The sequence below is a fragment of the Occultella aeris genome (assembly GCF_902703175.1).
Taxonomy (GTDB): domain Bacteria; phylum Actinomycetota; class Actinomycetes; order Actinomycetales; family Beutenbergiaceae; genus Occultella; species Occultella aeris.
The window spans coordinates 1-23319 of sequence record NZ_CACRYJ010000022.1; the positions used below are offsets into that span (position 1 = coordinate 1).

General features: G+C 70.9%; 19 protein-coding genes. 8 read left to right on the top strand and 11 right to left on the bottom strand.

What is annotated here, in order from left to right; translation table 11 throughout:
- Positions 1–299: 299 nt before the first annotated feature.
- From HALOF300_RS07935 to HALOF300_RS07955, 5 genes are all read right to left on the bottom strand, one after another.
- On the bottom strand, positions 300–1484 hold the full coding sequence (locus HALOF300_RS07935; RefSeq protein WP_156740425.1) for a mandelate racemase/muconate lactonizing enzyme family protein: 1185 nt from the start codon (positions 1482–1484) through the stop codon (positions 300–302).
- A 9-nt stretch (positions 1485–1493) separates the two neighbouring features.
- Positions 1494–2384 (bottom strand): SMP-30/gluconolactonase/LRE family protein, encoded by an 891-nt coding sequence (locus HALOF300_RS07940; RefSeq protein ID WP_156740426.1) that lies wholly within the window; start codon positions 2382–2384, stop codon positions 1494–1496.
- The gene (locus tag HALOF300_RS07945) at positions 2368–3312 is read right to left on the bottom strand and encodes a carbohydrate ABC transporter permease (protein ID WP_154795640.1); all 945 of its coding nucleotides are present in this window, start codon (positions 3310–3312) and stop codon (positions 2368–2370) included. Before HALOF300_RS07945 ends, HALOF300_RS07940 begins: the two co-directional genes overlap by 17 nt.
- Positions 3309–4265, bottom strand: coding sequence for a carbohydrate ABC transporter permease (locus HALOF300_RS07950; protein WP_156740427.1), 957 nt, complete (start codon positions 4263–4265; stop codon positions 3309–3311). Before HALOF300_RS07950 ends, HALOF300_RS07945 begins: the two co-directional genes overlap by 4 nt.
- A 124-nt stretch (positions 4266–4389) precedes the next feature.
- A complete protein-coding gene (locus tag HALOF300_RS07955) occupies positions 4390–5856 on the bottom strand; it encodes an ABC transporter substrate-binding protein (RefSeq protein ID WP_156740428.1) in 1467 nt (488 codons plus the stop codon).
- 173 nt (positions 5857–6029) lie between these two features.
- Between HALOF300_RS07955 and HALOF300_RS07960 the strand changes: the two genes are divergently transcribed.
- From HALOF300_RS07960 to HALOF300_RS07970, 3 genes are all read left to right on the top strand, one after another.
- Entirely contained in the window at positions 6030–6944 is a 915-nt protein-coding gene (locus HALOF300_RS07960; protein WP_156740429.1) for a dihydrodipicolinate synthase family protein, read from the top strand.
- Between the two features lie 81 nt (positions 6945–7025).
- Positions 7026–7751 (top strand): SDR family NAD(P)-dependent oxidoreductase, encoded by a 726-nt coding sequence (locus HALOF300_RS07965; protein ID WP_197522388.1) that lies wholly within the window; start codon positions 7026–7028, stop codon positions 7749–7751.
- 113 nt (positions 7752–7864) lie between these two features.
- Positions 7865–8521: a DUF624 domain-containing protein gene (locus tag HALOF300_RS07970; protein WP_197522389.1), complete on the top strand. Its 657-nt coding sequence runs from the start codon at positions 7865–7867 to the stop codon at positions 8519–8521.
- Between the two features lie 12 nt (positions 8522–8533).
- Here HALOF300_RS07970 and HALOF300_RS07975 read toward each other — a convergent pair whose 3' ends face one another.
- Positions 8534–9328: an IclR family transcriptional regulator gene (locus HALOF300_RS07975; protein WP_156740432.1), complete on the bottom strand. Its 795-nt coding sequence runs from the start codon at positions 9326–9328 to the stop codon at positions 8534–8536.
- A 207-nt stretch (positions 9329–9535) separates the two neighbouring features.
- Between HALOF300_RS07975 and HALOF300_RS07980 the strand changes: the two genes are divergently transcribed.
- Positions 9536–10417, top strand: coding sequence for a hypothetical protein (locus HALOF300_RS07980; RefSeq protein ID WP_156740433.1), 882 nt, complete (start codon positions 9536–9538; stop codon positions 10415–10417).
- A 426-nt stretch (positions 10418–10843) separates the two neighbouring features.
- Positions 10844–15556, top strand: a complete 4713-nt coding sequence (locus tag HALOF300_RS07985; protein ID WP_156740434.1) for a golvesin C-terminal-like domain-containing protein — start codon at positions 10844–10846, stop codon at positions 15554–15556.
- A gap of 36 nt (positions 15557–15592) precedes the next feature.
- On the opposite strand, the gene HALOF300_RS07990 is transcribed toward HALOF300_RS07985, so the two are convergent.
- The gene (locus HALOF300_RS07990; protein ID WP_156740435.1) at positions 15593–17485 is read right to left on the bottom strand and encodes a DUF5107 domain-containing protein; all 1893 of its coding nucleotides are present in this window, start codon (positions 17483–17485) and stop codon (positions 15593–15595) included.
- Positions 17486–17551: 66 nt separating this feature from the next.
- Complete coding sequence (locus HALOF300_RS07995) at positions 17552–19396, bottom strand: ABC transporter ATP-binding protein (protein ID WP_156740436.1); 1845 nt, start codon at positions 19394–19396, stop codon at positions 17552–17554.
- Between the two features lie 81 nt (positions 19397–19477).
- On the opposite strand from HALOF300_RS07995, the gene HALOF300_RS08000 reads away from it, so the two are divergent.
- Together HALOF300_RS08000 and HALOF300_RS08005 are read left to right on the top strand one after the other, a co-directional pair.
- The gene (locus tag HALOF300_RS08000; RefSeq protein ID WP_231955132.1) at positions 19478–19921 is read left to right on the top strand and encodes a MarR family winged helix-turn-helix transcriptional regulator; all 444 of its coding nucleotides are present in this window, start codon (positions 19478–19480) and stop codon (positions 19919–19921) included.
- 20 nt (positions 19922–19941) lie between these two features.
- A complete protein-coding gene (locus tag HALOF300_RS08005) occupies positions 19942–20760 on the top strand; it encodes a hypothetical protein (protein ID WP_156740437.1) in 819 nt (272 codons plus the stop codon).
- Between the two features lie 122 nt (positions 20761–20882).
- On the opposite strand, the gene ispF is transcribed toward HALOF300_RS08005, so the two are convergent.
- From ispF to HALOF300_RS08020, 3 genes are read right to left on the bottom strand one after another with little or no spacing between them, the layout of a single operon-like run.
- Entirely contained in the window at positions 20883–21365 is a 483-nt protein-coding gene (ispF, locus tag HALOF300_RS08010; RefSeq protein ID WP_156740438.1) for a 2-C-methyl-D-erythritol 2,4-cyclodiphosphate synthase, read from the bottom strand.
- Positions 21362–22066, bottom strand: a complete 705-nt coding sequence (gene ispD, locus HALOF300_RS08015) for a 2-C-methyl-D-erythritol 4-phosphate cytidylyltransferase (protein WP_156740439.1) — start codon at positions 22064–22066, stop codon at positions 21362–21364. Before ispD ends, ispF begins: the two co-directional genes overlap by 4 nt.
- A gap of 19 nt (positions 22067–22085) precedes the next feature.
- On the bottom strand, positions 22086–22568 hold the full coding sequence (locus HALOF300_RS08020) for a CarD family transcriptional regulator (RefSeq protein ID WP_133107964.1): 483 nt from the start codon (positions 22566–22568) through the stop codon (positions 22086–22088).
- 263 nt (positions 22569–22831) lie between these two features.
- On the opposite strand from HALOF300_RS08020, the gene HALOF300_RS08025 reads away from it, so the two are divergent.
- Positions 22832–23314 (top strand): hypothetical protein, encoded by a 483-nt coding sequence (locus HALOF300_RS08025; protein ID WP_156740440.1) that lies wholly within the window; start codon positions 22832–22834, stop codon positions 23312–23314.
- The last annotated feature ends 5 nt before the right edge of the window (positions 23315–23319 follow it).

Sequence of the window (23319 nt, forward strand, 5' to 3'; positions counted from 1 at the left end):
GCCCCGACCCCCTGGCCTCCTACGCGCTCCACTGACGCGAATCGTCAATGCACCCACCCTCGACCCGCACCTCGGGTCAGTGGAACACGCGCACGCACCACTCCCCTGTCCCGAACTGCGAGTCACGGCGCACAGGACCCGCACTTCGGGACAGCGGAACCACCTCGGGGACCTCAAGCGGCTCCACTGACGCGAACTGCGGGTCCTGGCGTGCCCGACCCGCACTTCGGGACAGCGGAACCGCGCCGGACCTCAAGCGACCAGGTCGGCGTACCTGGCGCGCCCGGAACGCGGGCCAGTCAGCGGGCCGGGAACTGTGCCGCGAGGGCGCGCACGGCGTCCTCGTCGACGGTGACGCCGAGGCCGGGTGCCGTGGGCAGGGTGACCCGCCCGTCGGAGACGGCGCCGTCGGCCATGAAGTCCGCGGACATCAGGGCTGCGGACTTCAGCGACGTGTGCGGCCCGTACTCCATGGCCGCGAGCGACTCGGCGGCGCCACTGACCTGCAACCCGGCCGCGTAGGCCAGCGAGGTGGCCATCGAGTGGTGCGGAGCGATCGGGACGTAGTTCGCCGCCGTCACCCCGGCGATCGCGAAGCCCTCGCTGATCCCGGTCCGCCCGATGTCCGGCTGCGCGATGCCGACGGCCCGCCGCGCGGTCCACTCGGCGAACTCGAACCGGTGCCGCATCGCCTCGCCGACCGCCACCGGGGTGGCGAGGTCCTGGGCGAGCAGTTCGTGGCCGCGCAGGTCCTCCGGTGCGAGCGGCGCCTCGAAGAACCAGATCCCCCGCTCGTCCAGCGCGCGGCCGAGCGAGCGGGCCGGGCCGAGCTGGTGCACCCAGTGGGCGTCCACGGCCACCTGCGGCGCCGGCCGGTCACCGGCGGGTTCGCCCGCGAGCGCCTCCAGCACGGCGTCCACGGTGGTCAGCACCGTGCGCGGGTCCATGCTCAGGTGCAGCTTCATCGCGTCGAAGCCGGCCCGGTGGGCGGCGACGGCGTGCTCGGCCTTCTCCGCGGGGGTCGCACCGCCGACCGTGGTCAGGTAGAGCGGCACCTCGGTGCGGTAGGTGCCGCCGAGCAGGGTGTGTACGGGCAGGCCGTGGGTGTGGCCGGTCAGGTCCCAGAGCGCGATGTCCAGGCCGGCGACGGCGTCCGCGTGGTGGCCGTTCAGGTGGCCGCGTTCGCGCATGGTCTCCTGGAGGCGGAACGCGGTGGGCCGGGGACCCTCGAGCTCGGTGCCGACGAGCAGCGGTGCGAACACCTCGTTGATGATGACCGCCGGGGCCTCGGGGGCCACCGGTGCCAGGGCCTCACCCCAGCCGACGTGGTCGGCGGTGGCGATCCGGACCAGCACCGTCTCGTCCCGCGCCGGGTAGACGCTGCGGACGTTCGGGGCGGCTCGGTACCTCGCTCCCCCGGCCTCCCGGCCAGGAGCGAGGGGCAACTGCAGCGGGAACGCCTCGAGGGACGTGATGGTGGGCATCGGGAGTGACTACCTTTCGGTGTGGTCGTCGACGGATCGTGGAGGCTGCGCGCGGAACGGCGCGGCCGGCGGCGCGGACACGCCGACCTCCGCGGCGAGGATGCGTCCGCTGTCGGGCGGCACCGGGTCGAGGCCGACCTGCGCGGTGGTGATGAACAGGACGCCGTCGGCGATGGTCACGGCGCTCGGGCGCGGGACACCGGTCTCGACGACCGCGATGACCTCGCCGTCCGGTGAGATCCGGCGCACCTCGGCCGCGTCCCACATCGCGACCCACACGCACCCCTCATCATCGACCACCAGGCCGTCCGGGTTCCCGCCGGTCAGCGTGGCGACCGTGCGGCGCCCGCTGAGCCGGTCGCCGTCGACGTCGAAGGCCTCCAAGCGCCGGTGCGGCAGGGTGTCGATGTAGTACAGCGTCGAGGCGTCCGGGCTGAACCCGATGCCGTTGGACACCGTGACGTCGGTGAGCACGGTCGTGACGGCGAGGTCCGGGCCGATCCGGTACAGCGCCGAGGTCGGCTCCCGTGGCACGGACTGGGTGCCGACCCAGAACGCGCCATCGGGCGCGCAGACGCCGTCGTTGAGGAAGCGACCCTCGCCGTCGCCGAGCCCGCGCACCCATTCGGAACGGACGCCGTCGGGCGTGACGTGCCACAGGCTCTGCCCCCCTGCGACCGCCCAGCCCGCGCCGTCGTCGACCATCGGCGCACCCACGCCGATCCGGGGCCCGAGGTCGGCGGTGAACGTCTCCGTCAGGACCGTGCCGTCGAAGGTGCCGGCATGGAACGTGCCGAGCCGCATGTCCACCCAGAGCAGGTCGCCGGTGCGTGCATCGACCCGGATCGACTCACCCTGCAGGTACGTGCCCGTACTGACCGGTTCAGCTCTTGACCGCACCGGCGATGCCCTCCACGAACGAGCGCTGCAGGAACAGGAACACGATGACGATCGGGATGATCGCGATCGAGGCCCCGGCGGCCAGACCCGTCCAGTCGGTGGTGTCGGTGCCGAAGAAGTTGTACATGCCGACGCCGAGGGTGCGCAGCTCGGGCCGCCCGAGGGTGAACACGAGCGGGATGAAGAAGGAGTTCCAGGCACCGATGAAGTTCATCAGCACCACGGTGCCGGTGACCGGCTTGGCGAGCGGCAGCATCACCGAGCGGAACGTGCGCAGATACCCCGCGCCGTCCACCCGGGCCGCCTCCGCGAGCTCGTTCGGGATCCCCGAGAAGAAGCCGACGTAGAGCAGCACCGGGACCACCAGCCCCGGGGCGGCCTGAGCGATCGCGGCGCCGAGCAGGCCGTCCTGCAGGCCGATCGCGTTCACCAGTTGGAACACCGGGATGATCGTGTAGCCGTGTGGGATGAACATGGCCGCGACCAGGACGCCCATCACGATCTTGCGGCCCGGGAGGGTCTTCTCGGAGAGGGCGTACCCGGCCAGGGAGGCCACGAGAACCTGGATCACGACGACCGCGATCGCGAACGTCAGCGTGTTCAGCGTGTAGTCGCCGAACCGGCCGGTGGTCCAGGCCCGGACGAAGTTGTCCAGGGTCCACTCGTTCGGCCACAGCCCGATGCCGCCGAGCAGCATCTCCTGCGGGGTCTTGAACGCGGCGGTGACCATCCACAGGAACGGGTAGATCCAGATGAAGCAGAACGGGATCAGGAACAGGTGCCACCAACGCATCCGGCGGGCCTGGCCGCTGACCCGGTTGCGGGCGCGGGGCTGCGACTGCGTCGGCGGGCCGGCGTCGCCGGCGACCTGCGCTGCCGCGTCCGCGCCCGCCTGGGCGCCGGCGCCTGGAGTGATCAATGCGCTCATGCTGCGGTCCTCCTCAGCCGGCCGGCCAGGAGCGGTCCCTGGAGCAGGGTGATGATCAGGGTGAACACGCCGAAGATCACACCGACGGCGCACGCGAAGCCGTATCGCGGCGCCGCGATGTTCGCATCGAACGCGTACCGGTAGATATACGTCGGCAACACGTCCGTGGAGAAGATCGGGCCACCGCCGGTGACGGCCTGGACCAGGTCGAACGTGTTCAGGCTGCGCTGGAAGGTCAGCAGCAGCACCACGACCGCGATCGGCATGATCACCGGGATCGTGATGTTGGCCAGCTGCTGGCGGGCGCCGGCCCCGTCGAGCTTCGCGGCCTCGTAGAGGTCCTTCGGGACGGTCTGCAGCGCCGCCAGCCAGTAGATCAGGGTGATCCCGAAGCCCTTCCAGATGTCCACCACGACGAGGGTCGGCAGCGCGACGTTCGGATCCCCGAGGAAGTTGATCGGACGATCGACGAGGCCGATGCCGAGCAACACCTCGTTGACCACCCCGCCGACCGGTGCGAGCAGCACCGCGATGACCAGCCCGATCACCGCCGTCGTGGACACCACGGGCAGGAAGATCGCGAGCCGGTAGATGTTGCGCCCCCGCAGGAGCACGTTGTTCAGGAGCATCGCGAGGCACAGCGCGGCCGGCAGCTCGATGAACAGGGCGCCGAGGGAGAACAGGAACGAGTTCCAGAACGCGTTCCAGAACGAGGTCGAGTTCAGGGCCTCGCGGAAGTTGTCGAGACCGATGAACACCTCCGGCGGCCCCACGCCGTCCCAGTCGAAGAAGGCGTAGGCCCAGGAGGCGACGATCGGCCAGAGGCTGAACGCGGTGAACAGCACCACCAACGGCACCAGGAACAACCAGCCCCAGAGCACCGCCTGCCGTCGGGCGCGGCTCTTCGAGGGCACCCCCGGCTTCGAGGGTGCCGTGATCGCGGCTGTGGTCACCGCTTCACCTCCAACGTCGTCGCGGCAGGACGCCGCGGTTGCCCCGCACCCAGGATCGGGGCGGGCGGGACGGCCCGCAGCTCCCGGCGGGAGCCTACGGGCCGTCCGTTCAAGCCGTTCGCCATCAGGCGGTGTAGTCCTCGAGCGGGTCCCAGTCGGCGAAGGTCAACTGGCTCCGGAGGTCGGCGTTCTCCGCCTCGTACTGGACGATGAGGGCCTCGACCTGCGTGTCGATGGCCGCGGCCAGCGGCTCGTAGTCCACGTTGCTGACGATGGACTCCAGGTACGCGTTCTTGACGTCCAGGTCGGCGTTGCCGCCCGCGTCGGCCCAGAAGGCCTCAGCGCCCTGTGCGAGCAGTTCCGGGTTCGGGGCGGTGCGGATGTCCGTGGCCGCCACGGCCAGGATCCCGGCCTGGTCCTCGTTCTCCTGGGCCTGGTCCTCCCAGGCCACCTGGGAGGCCGTGAACGAACCGAACTCCTCGTAGTAGGCCTTGTAGAAGTCGACAGAACCGAGGAAGTCCATGGCGGCGAGGGCCAGGTCGGCGTTGGCCGACTCGGCGGACATCGACCAGATCGGCTGGTGTGCCGCCGACCGCGCCGCGTAGGCGAGCCGACCGCTCTCCGGGACCGGGATCGGGGCGATGCCCATGCCGATGTCCGGTGCGAGCTTGCGGACCTCGGCGACGTGCCACGTGGCGGTGGGGTACATCGCCAGCCGTCCGGCCGCGAACTCGGTGAACGGGCGGCCGCCGTCCCAGCTCTCCCAGCCCGGCATGTTCACACCGTTCGCCTGCAGCTGCCGCCAGACCTCGACGGCGGCGACCACGTTGGGGTTGGCCAGGTCGGGCTCACCCGTGGTCACGTTGACGCCCGGCTTCTGCGCGAACGGCTGCACCACCTCGATGAAGTACTGCGGTGCGACGGGTGCCGTGCCGAACACGCTGCCGCCGCCGTTCTCGGTGATGGTGGTCGCCATCTCCACCATCTCCTCCCAGGTGGCGGGCGGGGCGTCGTAGCCGTTCTCGGCGAGGATGTCGGTGTTGTACAGCCACAGGTGCGTGTAGCCCCAGTCGCCCCACACGAGCGGGATGCTGACCAGCTTGCCCTCCCGGTGCAGGCCGGAGGACGTCGGCTCGAGCGACCCTTCCGGGAACCGAGCGGTGAAGTCGTCGTTGACCAGGTCATCCAGGGAGGCGACCCAGCCGCGGTCGTAGAACCGCGTCAGCGCCGCGCCACCCTGCACCCGCATCACGTCCGGGCCCTCGCCCTGCTGGAACATGAGCTCGAGCGCGTTCAGCTGCTGGTCCGCGGGGTTCTCGATGATGTTCACCGTGACCCCCGGGTTGGCCTCCTGGAAGAGGTCGAACTGGGCCCGGTAGAACTCGCTCGCACCGGGCGGGTCAGGAACCAGGGCCACGGTGATCTCACCGCTGAGGCCGCCACCCTCGCCGCCGGACGTGCTGCCGGCATCGGTGGGGTCGTCGCCGCCGCCACCAACCAGGTTGCAGCCGGCGGTAGCCATCACCGCGCCCGCACCCAGCAGCACCGAGCGCCGCGAGAATCCTCGCGAACTTCCTCGTGTCGTCGTCATTACACAACCTCTCTGTTGTTACGGATGTCGCCAGGGATGCAGGCGTGATCTCCATCCATCGGCTCACTGTACACGTGCTCTGGTTCGATTATCTACGATATGGTTCTCTCACCCTTCGGCTGGCGACAGTATTCAGCCCAGGACCCTTCGATGGGGAAGAAATGAGGCTTCTGATGCAGAACGTAGCGATCCGCGGGCTGGTGCCCGTACTGGCGACTCCGTTCACCGAGACGCTCGATCTGGACCGCGGTTCACTGCGCCGGCTCGTGGAGTTCCAGGCCCGATCGGGCGCCGACGGCGTCGCGATCTTCGGCATGGCGAGCGAGGCGTTCACGCTCACCACCGCCGAACGTGAGGCGATCCTGACCGACGTGGTGGCCGCCGCAGGCCCCATGCCCGTGGTGGCGGGTGTCGGTGCGACCGCCATCGCCCCCGCGCTGGAGCAGTTGCGGCAACTGGCCGACGGCGGTGCGCGCGCCGCGATGGTGCTGCCCCCGTTCATGGTCAAGCCAGGTCCGCTCCAGCTCGTCGACTTCTACGCCACGCTCGCCGCCGAGGCGATCCGGCTCGGCGTCAGCATCATGGTGCAGGACGCGCCGGGTGCCACCGGCGTGGCCATGACCCCGGAGTTGATCGTCGCCCTCTCGGACATCGACGGGGTGGACTCGGTCAAGGTGGAGGCCCCGCCGACCCTGCCGAAGATGTGCGCCGTCGCGACCGCGCTCGGCGATCGCCCGATGGCCATGCTCGGTGGCCAGAACGCACAGTTCGTCCTCGACGAGTACGCGTGTGGGGCCGTCGGCACGATGCCCGCCTGCGAATTCACGGACCTGCTCGCGGCGACCCTGGCCGCTTGGAACTCCGGAGACCGCGCCGGCGCCCGGGAGTCCTTCGCCCGCCTGCTCCCGCTCATCGTCTGGGGCCTCCAGTCCGGCCCCGCCTGGGCGATCCACAAGGAGGTGCTGGTACGCCGTGGCATCATCGAATCCGCTGCGGTGCGCGCCCCGGCCCAGCCGATCCCGGCACGGATGGTGGAGCTGCTGACCGAGGTCCTTGCGCCACTGCCCCTGACTCCGGCTAGCGTCTGACCCATGACCTCGGCCGCTCCGGCTCCACCGCCGGACCGGACCCGTGGCGAAACGACCCGATCCACCGAACAGGAGTGCGGAGTGCGCGCCGTCATCGTCGGTTCCAGCTCGGTCACCGCTCAGCGGATCGCCGAGGCGTTGGTGTCGGACGGCGCCCGGGTGGTCGGCATCAACTCCTCCGATTTCGAGCACCCCGCGCTGACCGCGAACGTCGTCGCGGACATGTCCGATCCGTCGCAGTCCGAACTGGCCATGGCCGCCGCCGTGGACGTCCTCGGCGGCGACGGTATCGACGTGCTCATCACCGCGGCGGCCAAGCAACTCGGCGGGCGCCTGCACGAGACCAGCGTGCAGACCTGGCGGGCAGTCCTTGCGGGCACCCTCGACACCACGTTCAACGCCATCCACGCCGCCGTGCCCCACCTCGGGCCGGGCTCCGCGATCGTCGCGCTGACCTCCGTGAACGCCTACCTCGCCCACCCTGGCAACTCCGCCTACGCCACGGCGAAGGGCGCGGTGCACGCGCTGGTCACCCAGGCCAGTCTGGAGTACGCCCCGCGCGGGATCAGGGTGAACGCGGTGGCGCCCGCGCTCATCGACGGCCATACCGTGCCCGACGGCGAGGTCGGCTACCCGATGGGCCGCACGCCGACGTCCGAGGAGGTCGCGCAGGCGGTCGCGTTCCTCGCCTCTGCGCGGGCGTCCGGCATCACGGGTGTGATCCTGCCGGTCGACGCGGGGCTGTCGGTGGCCTCTCCGGTCGCGTTCACGCGTCCCGCCATGGTGGAACAGTGGCGGAAGCCGTGACCGAGGGCGGTCCCGGTGCGAATGCCCGACGGCGTGGGCCGGCTAGCGCCGACGGGTCGCCCTCGCGCGGCACGGGCGGGCAGCGCGGTACCGGGAGGGCGGCTGGACAGTCCGTGCCGAGCAGGTCCGGCGGCTCGGTCGGCTCCGGCGCGTTCGGCCTGGTCGAGACCGTCACGACCTGGATCTGCCGGCTCGCAGCACTGAACGTGACCTGGCTGCTGCAGACCCTGGCCGGCGGCGTGCTGCTCGGGATCGCACCGGCCACGTCCGTGCTCTACCGGCAACTGCGGATCGGACTCCTCGACGACGTCCAGCACGGGTACTACCGCGCGTCCTGGAGGCGGTGGCGTCGTGAGTTCTGGGAGTCGCAGCGGCGCTACCTCATCCCGCTGCTGACCCCCGCGGTGCTCGGCTTCTACCTCTGGCTGCTGCGCGGGCAGGTGGTCACGATCACGATAGCCATCCTGACCGCCGTCTACCTGTGCTGGCTGATCCACCTGCCCGCCGTCGCCTCACGGGCAGACGAGGCGGACACGTCGGACGCTGGGGCTCCGCGGCGACCGAGCGCATTGTGGCTGCTCACGCTGCGGAGTTTCGCGGCCACCCCGGTGCCGTTCGTTCTCGCCGGCCTGACCGGTGCCGTCGCCCTGGTGCTGGGCTACCTCTATCTACCCGCCGCGCTCGTCTTCGCGGTGCCGGCAGTCCCGGCCATGGCCGCGTCGATGGCCGCCCGGCACGTGCCCGAGCAGTTGCTGGCGGCGACAGACTGACCGACGCTCGGCTCACGCCGTCAGCGCGGTGAATCCCAGTCCGACCGAGATCCGGTCCGCCTGTTCGATGAGCAACATCGCGAGGTGGTCCTCGTTCTCGGTCAGGTTCATCGCGGAGAGCGGCCCGGAGACGGACATGGCGGCCACAACGGTGCCCGACCGGTCCCGGATCGGCGCGGCCAGACAGGCCCGGCGCAGCGCGAGCTCCTCGTGTTCGACTGCATAGCCGCGCCCGCGCACCAGGTCGAGCTCCGCGAGCAGGTCACTCAACGAGGTGATCGTGCTGTTCGTGTATCGCGGGTACTCAACGCCGAGCAGCGCCTCCACGTCCGCCGGGTCGTGGTCGAGCAGCAGCGACTTGCCGAGCGCCGTCGCATGCAGTGGGCCACCCCGCCCGATCAGCGTGGACGCTCGCGGGGCCTGCTTGCCCTCGAAGTTGCAGAGATAGAAGAGCCGGTCGCCGGCTCGCTCGGCGACGTTCACGCCCAGGCCGAGCTCGGCCGCCAGGTCCTGCGCCACCTGCCGTGCCTGATGGTGCACGGGGCTCTGGTTCAGGACCACGGCCGCCAGGTTCACCACCTCCGGACCGAGCGAGTACAGGCCGCTGCGCGGGTCATGGCTGAGGAAGCCGAGCGAGAGCATCGCCCCGACCATCCGGGACACGGTGGACTGCCCCAATCCACTACCCGCGACCAGGTCAGCGATACGCTGTTGGGGATGCTGCGGCGTGAAGGCGGATAGAAGCGAGAGTGCCCGGTCGATACTCTGGGCGCCCTGCATCGGCTCCCGCTCGGCTACCTTCGCCATTCGTGTGCCCCTCCACTGGGTCGACTCTGATCGAGTCCGCCCCACTATAGCGGACGTTGGGACAGACATGCAGCATATGCATGCATCATTCTGGCGCGCGTCGCGTCACGGGGACCGGGTTCACGGCTGGTTCCGAGCACCTCCCGCTGAGCCATCGACAGTCCGGCCCATGGTTGGGCCTCAGGCAGCGCGTGTACCGTCGTCGGCGTGACGATGCCGCCGCCCCGCACCGCCTGGAATCTGCTCTACGAGACCGCTGACGCGGCGTCCTGGATGCTGCCCGTCGAGGCGTTGGACCCTGGCACGCGGGTCGAGGCCGCCGCTGCCCGGCCCACCGAGCAGCCGAGCGGGTGGATCGGTCAACACGGTCCCGCGATCGCGCCGGAGACCTGGCCGAGGAGCCCCGGTACCGGACTCCCGATGCGGCACACGCTCACGCTGTGGTTGCCACCGGAGTACCTGACCCGCGGTCCGGCACTGCCGGGCATCGCAATCTTTCAGGGGGACACGGCCGACGGCGGCCCGGTCGAGCAGGATGCCGCACCGGGGAGCGCCATGGCCGGCCCGGCCGGGCGCCCCGCCGACGATCCCCACCTCGCCTCACTCGCGGCCGCGCGGCCGCACCCGCGACTCACGACCGCCGTCACCACCTTCGCGCCGCACCGTTTCGCGCTGATCTGGCTCACGGCCGACGAGCTCGCTCCCGGCCCCACGGCCCCGCCGCGCGACATCCGGCGCCCCGCCGAGCACACGACGTCGCCGAACGCCTGGGACGACCCACAGCCGACGCGTCGCGTCTGGTTGCAGCGGCGCGAGGACCGCAACGTCGGCCTGGCGACGAGGTCGCCCGACTACCGTGGACCGTACGACGAACGGTCGGGCGACCTGATGCCGTGGGCGAGGTCGATACCGTTCGAGTTCGCGAACCACCTGGGCGGCACGTACATGGAGATCGATTTCACGCCGAGCCTGAGCCCGCGGTTCCTGCAGCTCGGCCGCAGCGTCGGCATCCACTTCGACCTGAGCTATGCAGCGAGCGGCATCCTGGCGGTCGATCTTGAGTCAGCGGAGTTCGACCTCATGGGTTGAGCGCCGCAGCGGGTGGGGCGGCCGGTGCGCCACGTCGGACGACGGCGGGCTCGAGCGGCATCGCTGCCGCACATTTTCGCGCGCCTGACGGCGGACCGACGGCGATCGCAGCCTGGGCAGCGCTCGATCCTCGGCTTGCACGACGACAGCAACGTCGGCGTTCGACCGGCAAGCCGCCCTCACCAGTTGGTTGCTCTATCCATACTTCAGCACTAGCGTCTGACATGTAGATCCGTAACCTGCTCGACGCCGTCAGAGTGTCCCTTCTGGCGCCGGTCAGCATGTGCGACCTCCGGGTGACTCAACGCTGATCCATGCCCACACGTCGCTCCTGTGATGACCTGCCCAGCGCTATCCACCGGCGCCGATCGATGTCGAGACTCCGCGAGCGCCGATGCCCGCGGTCCACCGAGGGAGATTCAGATCGTGAAGGATGCAACCACGGACGGCCTGTTCCAGACCACCCGACGCCAGGCGATCGGCCTGCTGATCGGCGCCGGCGTGCTGCCGGCGCTGACCAACGTCGGCTTCGCTGGCGCCGCTCATGCGGACCCGCTGCCGCGCCTGGCCCTGACCGCGCCGTTGCGCGCCGTCGACAAGCCCAACCTGCGATTCGAAGAGCTGACCACCATCTCCGGACGGAGCCACCGGATCACCTTCCACCGGGCCACCTGGGACGGCCCCGACGGCGGCCGGATCGGCGCGATCGTTCGCGACACCCAGGTGCGCTCGGGTTCGACCTGGCTGGTGGCGAGCGGCGAGCCGGCCCGGTTCGACGAGCAGTGGGTGGTGATTGCCGGGGACCCGACGTTCCTGGGCGGTGGCAACTACTACCCGTCCGGGACCCCGCACTGGCTCGCCATCGAGTCCCTGGACCAGGTCGGCGACACCGCGGTGGAACTGACCGCAGGCGTGGACGACGTGCTCGACCTGACGATCCGTTGGGACGTCTCGGGAAGCCTGCCTCAGGTGCAGTGGTCCCTGACCGTGCATGCGGACGACGGCTACGTGGTCGGCTACCAGGCGAACGCGGTCACGGAGGAAGAAGATGTCACCGAGGTGCTCTGTGGCTCGCAGCAGCACGCCCGGGTGATCGGCTCCGCGACCGCGATCAAGGCGTGGGAGTTGTTCGCCCCGATGGCGCTGGTCTCCCGCGCGGTCGACGGCGTCCCACTCACCACCGGCGTATCCATCCCGGCGGACGTGCTCGAGTTCGAGCACGAGCGGTTCATCGGGCCGGAGGACCAGCCGTTCGCGATGAGCCTGCGCAACGAGTCGAAGCAGGTACAGGCGGTCGCGTACGCGCCACCTGGCGGCCTGCGTTCCGCGCTGACAGCGGGACAGTCGGTGGGCTATGCGTTCGGCGTGGTCATCAGCGCCGCGTCGTTGTACGAGACCCAGACGGCGCTCTCCCGCGCGGAGTACGGGTTCGACCGCTACCGGAGCAACATCTATGACACGTCGCTGACGGACACGGTCCACAACATCATGGACCTGGTCGCGATCGAGCCCGACGGCGATGACTCGGTCGACTTCATCCCGTCGGTCTCGGGCTGGTGGAACCGGGACAAGGGGTTCGCGAACATCGAGGCCGACCAGAACGTGCGGACGTCCGTGGCCAGCGTGCTTCTGAGTGCGAACCTGCTCGCTTCCCGGCCCGAGGCGGCTGGGGACTTCTGGCAACGGCGAGCCCGCCCGCTTCTGGAGCACATCATCTCCCGCCGGGACATCGGGCACACGCCCAAGGCCGGCTTCCACAACTACTCGCCGCTGGGCGGCTGGGTCGGGGACGCGAACACGATCGTGCCGGTCTGGGACCTGCTCCAGGGCAGGTCCGCCGGGGTTCACGCGATCGCGCTGGAGACCATCTGGCGCAAGTACCAGTTCCAGGGCCGCACCCCCATGAACATCCCGCTCTCGGCGTACCTGTTCAGCGGGGACGAGGCCTGGCTCGCCCAGGCCGTCGAGGTGGGCAAGTGGTACGCCCGCCACAACATCGACACCCCGTACACCGTGAACCAGGGCACGTCCGCGTTCGGATACACGTACGTCAAGGCCTGGCTGGAGCTGTTCGTGCTGTACGAGCTCACCGGCGACACCGAACTGCTCACGGCGGCACACCGGGAGGCGAAGCGGTACATGGGCCTGTTCGAGGTGCGGCCGATCCCGGACACCACGATCACGTCACCGGTGGGCGAGCCCATCGATGACATGTACTACCTCTGGGAGGTCAGCGACGGCATCCCCGAGTATCCGCGGGAGCTGCCGATCACCGAGGAGGACGTCCCCGCCTGGATGGCCTCGACCACCGGCCTGACGTTCGAACAGCTCAGCACCTACCTGAAGACCCCCGGTGGCGGCTTCACACTGAACCCGATCTGGGCGCCGTTCCTACTCCGCCTCGCTCAGGTGACCGGGGACGACTTCATCCGGGACATGACGCACAACATGGTGGTGGGCCGGTTCACGAACTACCCCGGCTACTACAACCGGCAGTTCGTCACGGCGCCGATGCGGCCCGAGTACCCGATCGAGGGTCCGCCCGGTACCAGCAGCATCTACTTCCACCACGCGCCGGCCCAGCTCGGCCTGGCGATGGACTACCTGATCAGCGAGCACGAGACCCGCTCCGAGGGCCAGGTCACGTTCCCGAGCGCGTTCGAGTGTGTGTTCGTGTACTTCCGGTACCGCACCTACGGGCACGCACCGGGCTCGTTCTACGGCGATGACGGCGTGTGGCCGTACTTCCCGAAGGGGATCGTCGAGGTCTCCAACCCCCAGCTGAACTGGCTCACCGCGGTCTCGGCCGACGCGTTCTACCTCAGCCTCACCAGCGAGTCGGCCGGCGTCGAGAACGCCCAGGTGACGTTCGACCAGGACCTGACCGGGGTCGACCCGGGCCGCACCTACGAGGTCGAGATCCGGATGGACAACGGTGCGCCCCGCAGCGGACGCATCGTGCGGGGCCGCCTCCAGGCACGGGTCACCGCGCACGGCATCACGACCATCAAGATCCCGGGCGCCGGCGTGCTCCAGCCCTGGCAACAACTGCCGGAGGCGCCCGACCGGGCCGCCGTGAGCTATCACTTCGACGACTTCGACAACTCCGGGGGCACCACCGGGGATCGCGTCTACGGGATCACGCTGCCCCGGCCGGACCGGAGCGGCTACGACGTGTACATCCAGTCCAGCGCGGCGGACGGAACCGGCGTCCGTCTCGACCACCGGGTCGCCGGTGGCGACTGGGTGCAGGCCCCGGAGAAGGTCTACCCCTACGAGTGGACCATCGGGGTCGACGACCTCACCGCGACGTTCGACTACCGGGTCACGGTGGCCGGCGTGGCCCGTCCGGACCGCTCGCTGTACCTGCCAGCCACGGTGACCGGCGCGCTCCCTGCCGGGCAGACCGTGGGCGGCGACCTGCTCCTGCGGCCCTCGACCACGCCGTCGGACCCGTTCACGGTGACCGCACGGATCCGGAACACGTCGGGCGCCACCGCAACCGGGGTGGAGGTGCGGGCCTACGCCCAGCTCGGCTGGACCCTCGAGCCCGAGACGCCCGCACCCACCGAGCTCGCCGACGGCGAGGTGGCCGACGCCACCTTCATCGTCACCCCGACCGCCGGCGCCACACCGCGTTCGTACCCGGTGACCGGCCGGGTGCTGTTCAACGGAACCGGGAACCAGGTCCTCACGCCCGGCGCGATCACGGTGTTCGCAGCCACCGACGTGATCGAGTGCGTCTCCGACCGGAGGGCGCTGCCCGGCCCTGGCGCGAGCGCGACCATCAGCCTCACGCTGATGAACCGCGGGCCGATCGCCCGGACCGGGACGGCCACCCTCGGCCTGCCCTCCGGCTGGACCGCGGAGCCGGCGGCGACGGACTGGTCCATCGAGGCCCGATCCCTCGCGGAACTGACATTCACGGTCACCGCGACCAACGCCCCGCCCGGCAGCGGCGGCTCGGTCACCGTCAACCCGGGCGCCGGCATGGCGGCCACCTCGATCGCCTACACGGTCGCGGATCCCAACGACGTGATCATCGGGCCGGACGCACAGGGGTACTCCGAGGTCGGCAACTGGCTGGCGAGCAGCCTCGCCGGGCCGGACGGGTCGAGGTCGCGGTACAGCCCGGAGAGCCAGTACGGCGGCCAAGCGATCTGGACGCCCACGATCGCGACGGCCGGCACGTACGACGTATCGATCTGGTACCCGACCAACAACCAGACCTCCGAGGACGTCCTCATCGAGGTGGCCAGTCCTGCCGGGACGGACACACACCACATCAACCAGCAGGAACTCGCTGGCCAGTGGCGCCTCATCGGGCCCTACGACCTGGCCCCGGGGGAACCCGCGTCGGTGACAATGACCGCGGTCTCCGGCCTGTACACCCGGGCCCACTCGGCGCGGTTCCGGCTCCAGGGGGCGCCGAACCCGCCCGGTGTCGAGGTGACCCACGCGCCGGCCCACGTCGACCCGGCCACCGGTGCCGACCTCACGGTGACCGTGACCGGTTCGGACACCGACTTCACCGGCGAGGCCGTGGTGCACCTGCCGGACGGGTGGGTGGTCGATCCGCCGTCGACCCCGGTCGAGGTAGCGCAGGGAGAGAGCGTGGAACTGACGTTCGCCGTGCAGCCGCCTGCCGACGCCCCCACCAATACCGCCTTCGAGGGCACGGTGGTGGTCGCCGACGCGACCGACGCGTTCGCCGCCGTGATCGGGACGGCGCCGGTCCCGCTGATCCTGGACAACCACTCCCCCGAATACTCGGAGGAGGGCACCTGGACCTCGAGCAGCCTGGCGGGCTGGGACGGGCGAGCGTCCCGGTGGGCCCATGGCAGCAACGGCGCTCGCACCGGCAACTGGGCGCCGGCCCTCGCCGAGGGCGGACGCTACCTCGTGTCCGTCTGGTACGGCACGGACGCCAACACCACCCGCGCCGCGACCTATGACGTGGTCCAGTCCGGCGGCACCACCGCCACGGTGCGGATCGACCAGCAGGAGCGTGCCAACACGTGGCGGACGATCGGCGCCTTCGACCTCGACCCGGCGACGGCGCACGTGCGGCTGCGCTGTGAGCTGGCCGGGCACCACCGGCTGAACGGAGTGAGGTTCACCCCGGTGGTCGCGATCTGAGCGAGCCACGAGTCACGGCCCTCGACGGCGGGATCCTCACCCGCCGTCGAGGCCTGGGGCCATGCGGAAGTCGTAGTGGGCGGGCAACGGCGCGTCCGTGCCGACGAGGCGCTGGAACTCGTCCCACAACCGGTCGAGGCCGAGGTCGCCCTCGCGCAGGTCCGGCAGCACGAGCGGCGCCTCTAGCAGTCGTTCGGCGCCGGCCGCATCGCCGACCCGGATCAGCGCGAGGCACTCGAGGTAGGCCACGCGCGGGTGTCCCTTCGCCTCGTCGGAGAGCCTCTCGACGAGGCCGAGCGCCTCCTCGACGTGCGATTCCTCGAGCAACGCGGTGAGGGCCTCGATCGCCAGCCCGGTCCGGCTCCGGTCGAGCTCGTGCGCACGGACCAGGTCACGGGCGCGGGAGGCCCCGTCCGGTGCCGTCAGTGCGAGCGCGCGCCAGGCGTCGGGCGAGGCATGCGCGTCCGCCGAGGATCGCCAGAGCTGGCGGGCGCGCTCGGTGTCCCCGGCCGCGTGTTGGGCATGGCCCAGCAGGAGGTCCCGGAGCCAGCCCGGCTCGGCCACCGCCAGGTGCGCCGACCACTGCGGACCGACCGCGGCGCCTCGCTGCAGCGCCGGGCTCACGGCACCGGTCCTGGCCAGGTCGAGCCACGCCTGCTGTTCGACGCCCAGGAGCTGCGGGTCGAACGGGGTCGCGGGATCGAAGCCACGGTGCCCGGCCGCCACCTCCAGCGCGCCCCACCCCAACGCGTCGACCCCACCGCGCAAAGGGTGCTCGTCGACGGCGGTCCGCTCGAGCGCGGTCAGGTGCTCGTGGGCCCGGTCCAGCATCTCCTCGTCGACGGTGGCCCGGGCGGCCGCGGCGACGACCTCGTCCCAGTCACGATTCCCACCGTCGATGCGGACGGGTCGGTAGCTCTCGGTGAACCGCCAGGACTCCCCCGCCGGCAACCGGAGGTGCTCGAGCTGGGTCCGGGCCAGGCCGGCCTGGATCTCGGCGTACGACTTCCCGCCCGACAGCCATTTCTGCCAGGTCAGACCACCCGGACTCCCGCCCCAGGTGAACACCTTGCGGCCCCCGAGCCGTGACGTGGACGCCTGGCCCAGGCCGAGGCCGTCGCCATCGACCGCAGCGATCCACGGATGCTCGCTGGAGGTGATGCAGAAGTAGTCGGCGCTGCCCGCGTGCCGCGCGGGCCAGCTCACGTCGACACCGTCCCGGACGGGGAACCGCACCTCGCTCAGGCTGCTGGCATACCCGAAGTGGAGGGCACGGTCGGCGGCCACGACGACGCGGGTGTCCTCGCTCTGGGGCACGGCGATGTTGCTCCACCAGTAGACCGGGAGATCCGCATCCGTGGGGTTCTCGATGAGCACGTGCGTGAACAGGGAGTCCGACCCGTCCGGTAGCCAGGCGTCGAGTCGCCAGGTGACCCCGAGGAGCCGCTCGTACGCCCACATCCGAAGCACACCGTCGCCGACGATCCCCGCTGCGACGGGTTCGGCGGTCAGCCCCCAGTGGCCGGTGGTGCCGAGATTCCACTCGACACCGCCGGCGAACCAGGCGTTGCGCAGGGCGAGGTTGGCGAACTGGATCGCGTCCAGCCGATGGAGGGCCTCCCGCTGGGTCTCGAGGTCGACGAGGCTGAGCAGGCGGCCGCCCTGGTCGAGGCCGAACGTTGCCCGCAGGCGCCCGTTGTCCAGCACCGCGACGCGCTGCTGAGTGTCCTGGATGTCGCGTCCGTAGGCGTCCTGGTACCGGTACGGAAGGACCGTCGGGCGGCGCTCGAGGTGGGCCGCTCCGACGCCCAGGACGCGCTCCTCCGCCGGGGTGGGCCGACGCCCGCCACCGCCGTCGAGGATGAGCTCGCCGTCCGTCCCGAGCCGGGACATCGGGACGACGGCGGTGGTGATGGCGACGTTGCTCATGCGGCCCTTCGCTGACGGAGTTCACTGTCGAGCAGAGCGTATCTCCGTCCGCGGCGTGAGCGGCCGCTACGCGAGTGCGGGGCTGATGGCGACGGCACCGGAGGACCCGACCAGGGCGGCGTAGCGGCCGCCCCGGGCGAGCAGCTCGGCGTGGTCGCCGGACTCCACGATCCGCCCATGATCGACAACCGCTATCTGGTCGGCATCGCGCACGGTGGAGAGCCGGTGCGCGATGCTGATGGTGGTGCGACCGGCGCTGACCACGTCCAGGGCGGCCTGCACGGCCCGCTCGGTCTCGTTGTCGAGCGCGCTGGTGGCCTCGTCGAGGACGAGCACCCGGGGATCGCGCAGCAACGTGCGGGCGATCGCCAGCCGCTGCTTCTCGCCACCGGAGAACCGGTAGCCGCGAGCGCCGACGAGGGTGTCGTAGCCGTCCGGCAGTGCCACGATCAGGTCATGGACCTGGGCCGCACGGGCGGCCGCCTCGATCTCGGCGTCGGTTGCCTCGGGCTTGGCGTAGCGCAGGTTCTCCCGGATCGTGGTGTGCAGCAGGTAGGTCTCCTGGGAGACCACCCCGACCACGCCGGACAGGTCCTGCAGGGTCATGTCCCGCAGGTCGACGCCGTCGATGGTGACGCGGCCGGCTGTCGGGTCGTGCAGGCGCGAGATCAGGGCCGCGATCGTGGACTTGCCCGACCCGGACTCGCCCACCAGGGCGAGGCTGCTACCGGCCGGTACGGCCAGGGTGACGGCGTCGACCGCCGGGCGGTCGCCGTCGGGGTAGGTGAAGCTCACGCCCTCGAGCGCGAGTGCACCACCGCCGTCGGCCGGCCGGACCGGCTCGGCCGGATCGTCGATGGTGACCGGCAGGTCCAGGTACTCGAAGATCCTGCTGAACAGGGCCATCGAGCTCGTCACCTGGACGCCGACGTTGAGCACGCCCATCAGCGGGCGGAACAGTCCCGCCTGCAGGCTCACGAACGCCACCAGGGTGCCGATGGTCATGCCGCCGGACGTGGCCGGCAGACCCGCGGCGAGGTAGAGGAGCGCGGGGATCGCGGCGAAGATGATGCTCATCGTGGCCATCCGCCAGCGGCCTGCGAGCTGGGCGCGGACCTCCAGGTCCAGCAGCCCCTCGGAGGAGTCGGAGAACTTGGCGGTCAGCGACGGGCCGGCGCCGAGGGTCTTGCCGAGCAGCACCCCGCTGACGGACAGCGACTCCTCGACCTGACCGTGCAGGTTCGCGAGCGCGCGCTGGCGCTTGGCGGTCACCTCGCGGCGCATCGTGGCGACCTTGCGGGTCAGCCAGATCGCCGGCGGGAGCACGATCAGGGAGAGCAGGGACAGCTGCCAGCTGAGCGCGACCATGGCGATCGCGGTGCCGACGGCGGTGGTCACGTTCGAGGCGATCGACGTCGCCGCCGTGGTCACCACGGACTGCATGGCGCTGATGTCATGGGTGAGCCGGGACTGCACCTCGCCGCCGCGGGTGCGCTTGAAGAAGTCGAGGGACTGGCGCTGCAGGTGCGCGAACACGTCGGTGCGCAGCCGGTGCATCACACGCTGGCCGATGACGGTGGAGATCCAGGTCTGGAACACGCCGAGGACCGAGGTCACGACGGTGACGCCGAGCATCGCGCCGACGAGGACGAGGAGCAGGGGGACGTCCTGGTTCGGGATCGCCTCGTCAATGAGGTGCCGAGTCAGGAACGGAGTGGCGAGCCCGATCGCGGAGGTCGCGACGATCAGTGCGACCACGGCGCTCAGCCGGGCTCGGTAGGGCGCGAACAGTGCGCCTATGCGGCGCAGGCTCACGGGGTGGGACTCGAGCTGGACTCGGTCCTTGGGATCGGGGCGGGTGGCGCCATCGCGGCCACGGGGGCTCTCTGGGTTCATGGCGAAGTCGGCCATAGGGACATCACTTCTCTCTGTCTAGGTCATGTACTGAGGTTACCTCATTATGAGGGTGGCGTCAATAGTAGGCTCCGGAGCGTGACTAACCCCCGGGGGCGTGAGCCCGAGCGAGTGCCCGAGAGCGACCCCAGCGATCTGCTCACGCACGCGACCCGCGGCCTGCGGCGCCGGTGGGCGGCGTCGCTCGAGCCCTGGGGACTGGCCCCGCACGAGGCCCGGGCGCTGCGGGTGATCAGTGACAGCGACGGCGCCCGGCTGTCCGACATCGCCGCGCACCTGCGGATAGCGCCACGCTCGGCCACCGAGGTCGTCGATGCCCTCCAGGAGAAGTCGCTCGTGGAACGGACGCCGGACCCCACCGACCGGCGCGCCGTGCTCGCGGTCCCCACGGACACGGGCCGGGCCCTGGCCGAGGAGATCGGCGCGGCCCGGCTGCAGGTCTCGCGGGACTACTTCTCCCGGCTCGAACCCCAGGAACAGGACCAACTCGCCGCCCTGCTGCACCGGCTCATCGCCGACTGAGACCGGCGCACGTCGGACCGATGGACATCGCCCGGGTGCTCGAGGACGACCAGCTGATCTCGATCGGCCACTACCGGCGGCTCCCACCCGCCGAACGCCCACCTCTGCTGCACTGCGGCGGCACCCTCGACAACGGGCAACCGTGTCAGGGTCTCGTCTTCGTGCGGGCACTGACCAGTCGCGTGCTGGCACCGCACTTCGCCTCGCGCAACCACGGCCCCGGCTGCGACGAGGCCGCCATCGAGCACGGGTCCACCGACGTCGTCGACGACGCGACGCGGACCCCTCAGGCGGCATCATCGACCCGGATCATCGAGCTCATGCCGACCACACCGGAGCCGATCACCCACGCCGAGGCCCGTCCCCGCAGCGCGACACCGGGACACGCCCCCCGGACGCCTCGCCACGAGGTCCCGCGCCTCGGTGGCGAACGTCGGGCCACGTTGCGTGCCGCCCTCCGCCTCCTCCTCGGCCGTGGCTTCCGCGACGGCGCCCGCATCCGATGGGCCGGAACCGAGGTCGACGCAACCCGCTTCTTCATCCACCTGGACAGCGTCGACCCGAGCGAACCGACGATCCGCGGGTACTGGGGTCTGGTGGAGCGTGCCGAGCGCTTCCGCCGCACGGGCGCGGTCCACCTGCACTCACGTACCGGGGCACTGGTGGTGATCCACCGCGACATCGCCGACGAGGCCCTCGCTGCCCACGGCGACCTCGCCGCGCTCCACGGGCAGTACATCCTGGCGCTCTCGCTCGTCCGGACCTCCGCGGCCGGCAGACCCTACGTGCTGGTCACCGACGCCTCCGCCCTCGCCACCTGGTCACCGCCCGCAAGATAGCGGCACCCCACGATCGTCGACCGCAAGGGCGACGGCGGCCGCTGGGTCGGGCGGTCGCCTCACCCGGCGCTGCGCAGCCGGGGGCGTCGGCCCTACCCCGCTTACCCTGAGCAGGAGCGGGGTCAGCGCGTTGCGACGACGAGGGCCGTCGCGATCGCGGCGATCCCCTCGGCGCGACCGGTGAGCCCGAGCCCGTCCGTGGTGGTGGCGCTGACCGTCACCGGAGCTCCGGCCGCCGCCGACAACGCCGCCTCCGCCTGCCCGCGCAGGCCGGCCAGCCTGGGCCGGTTCCCGATCACCTGGATCGCGATGTTGCCGATCTCGAAGCCGGCGGCGCGTACCCGCGCGCCGGCTTCGGCGAGCAGCCGGAGGCCCGATGCGCCCGCCCACTCGGGTTCGGCGGTGCCGAAGTTGGAGCCGAGGTCGCCGAGTCCGGCGGCGCTGAACAGGGCGTCGGCGGCGGCGTGGGCAGCGACGTCCCCGTCGGAGTGACCGGCCAGGGCCACCTCGTCGGGAAAGTTCAGCCCGGCCAACGCGAGCCCGGTCCGGCCGTCCGCAGCGAAGGCGTGCACGTCCACGCCGATCCCGGTGCGCGGCGCTCTCATGCGTCCTCCTCGAGGTAGAGGGCCGCTACGGACAGGTCGTGGCGCGTCGTGATCTTCAGCGCTCGCGCCTCGCCCGGCACCACGTGGACCGCGATGCCGAGGGCCTCGACCAGGCCCGCGTCATCGCCGGCGGCCACGGCCTCCGAGTCGGCGCGGGCGGCGCCGTGTGCGTGGGCCCGGCGCAGGAGGTCGGCGTCGAACGCCTGGGGGGTCTGGATCGCGCGCAGCCCGGACCGGTCGGGGGTCGCGATGGCTCGGGGCGGATCGCCGTCGTCGACGGCCCGGATCGTGTCCACGACGGGAACTCCTGGGACAACGGCCGGATGGCCTGCACGGACGGCCGCGACCAGGCGGCCGATCAGGTCGGCCGAGGCCAGCGGCCGGGCCGCGTCGTGGACGAGGATGACCCCGTCCGACCCACCAAGGGCGCGAAGACCGGAGGCGACGGACGCCTGCCGGGTCGCCCCGCCGTCGACCACTTCGATGTCGACCGACGAGACCGGTGCGACGGCGGCGCGGACCTGTTCGAGGTACGCGGCCGGCGCGGTGACCACGATCCGGCGGACCAGCCCCGAATCGGCCAGCCCGCGCGCGGCCCGGGCGACGAGCGCCTCGCCGCCCAGCGGCACGAGGGCCTTGGGCACGGTGTACCCGAGCCGGGAACCGGACCCGGCGGCGGCCAGCACGGCGCCGACACTCACCTCCGGGTCCGCCCGTGGTTCAGGACGCGAGGACCTCGTCGAGGATGGCCTCGGCCTTCTCCTCCTCGGTGTGCTCGGCAAGCGCGAGCTCCGAGACGAGGATCTGACGGGCCCGGGCCAGCATGCGCTTCTCGCCGGCGGACAGGCCACGGTCAGCATCGCGGCGGGACAGGTCGCGGACGACCTCGGCCACCTTGATCACGTCACCCGACGCGATCTTCTCGACGTTCGCCTTGTAACGGCGCGACCAGTTGGTCGGCTCCTCGGTGTACGGGGCGCGCAGCACCTCGAACACCTTCTCCAGGCCTTCCTTGCCGACGACGTCCCGGACGCCGACCAGATCGACGTTCTCAGCCGGCACCTCGATGGTCAGGTCACCCTGCGCCACCTTGAGCCGGAGATAGAGCTTCTCCTCCCCTCGGATGATCCGCTTCGAGATCTCCTCGATGAGGGCTGCACCGTGGTGCGGGTAGACGACGGTCTCGCCGACTGTGAAGGTCATGTGCTCGCACTCCCCTTTCGCAAGAACCAAGTTTACCACGCGAAATGGGCGCAATCTCGCGGCGCTTCCACGTTTGCGCAGGTCATGGCGGTAGGCTCCGCCGCCACCGGCGCGGGGGCCCGAGCCGGGGGTCTTGAGGAGAATGTGAAGGCGACGGCCGTGTGCGGACAGGCATTAGGCTGGCGCCCAGGTCTTGTCGTCATTGCCAGACCCGCGCCCGGCGAGCGTTCCGGGGCGCGGGTACCCCTCGAAAGGAGAGCCTCGTGGCTCGCAACACCCGCCGTCTCGTGGCGTCCCTGTTGATGGCGGCCACGGCCGCAGCGGGCGTGAGCGCCTGCTCCCCGATCGTCACGCAGTACGGCACGTCACCGAGCGACGGCGTCCAGGTGGAGGTCGGCACCCAGATCCGCGGCGAGAACCTGCTCATCCTGACCCGCGCCGAGGGCGCCGAGGGCGTCCTCATCGGCGCGGTCGTGAACCGCTGGGGATCACCCACGACGGTGAACCTGACTGTCGGCGAGAGCGCCGAGGCCGCCTCGGTCGACGTCGACGGCAACTCGACGGTGCTGCTCAACCCCGACGCGGAACTCGTCACCATCGCGGCCGTCGAGGCCGCACCGGGCGCGACCATCGACGTCACGGTCTCCTCGCCCGAGCAAGGCTCGGTGACGGTCGCGGTGCCGGTCCTGGACGGCACCCTGGCGCCCTACGACGAGTTCCTGCCCCCTGCCCCCGTGGAGGAGTGAGCCGC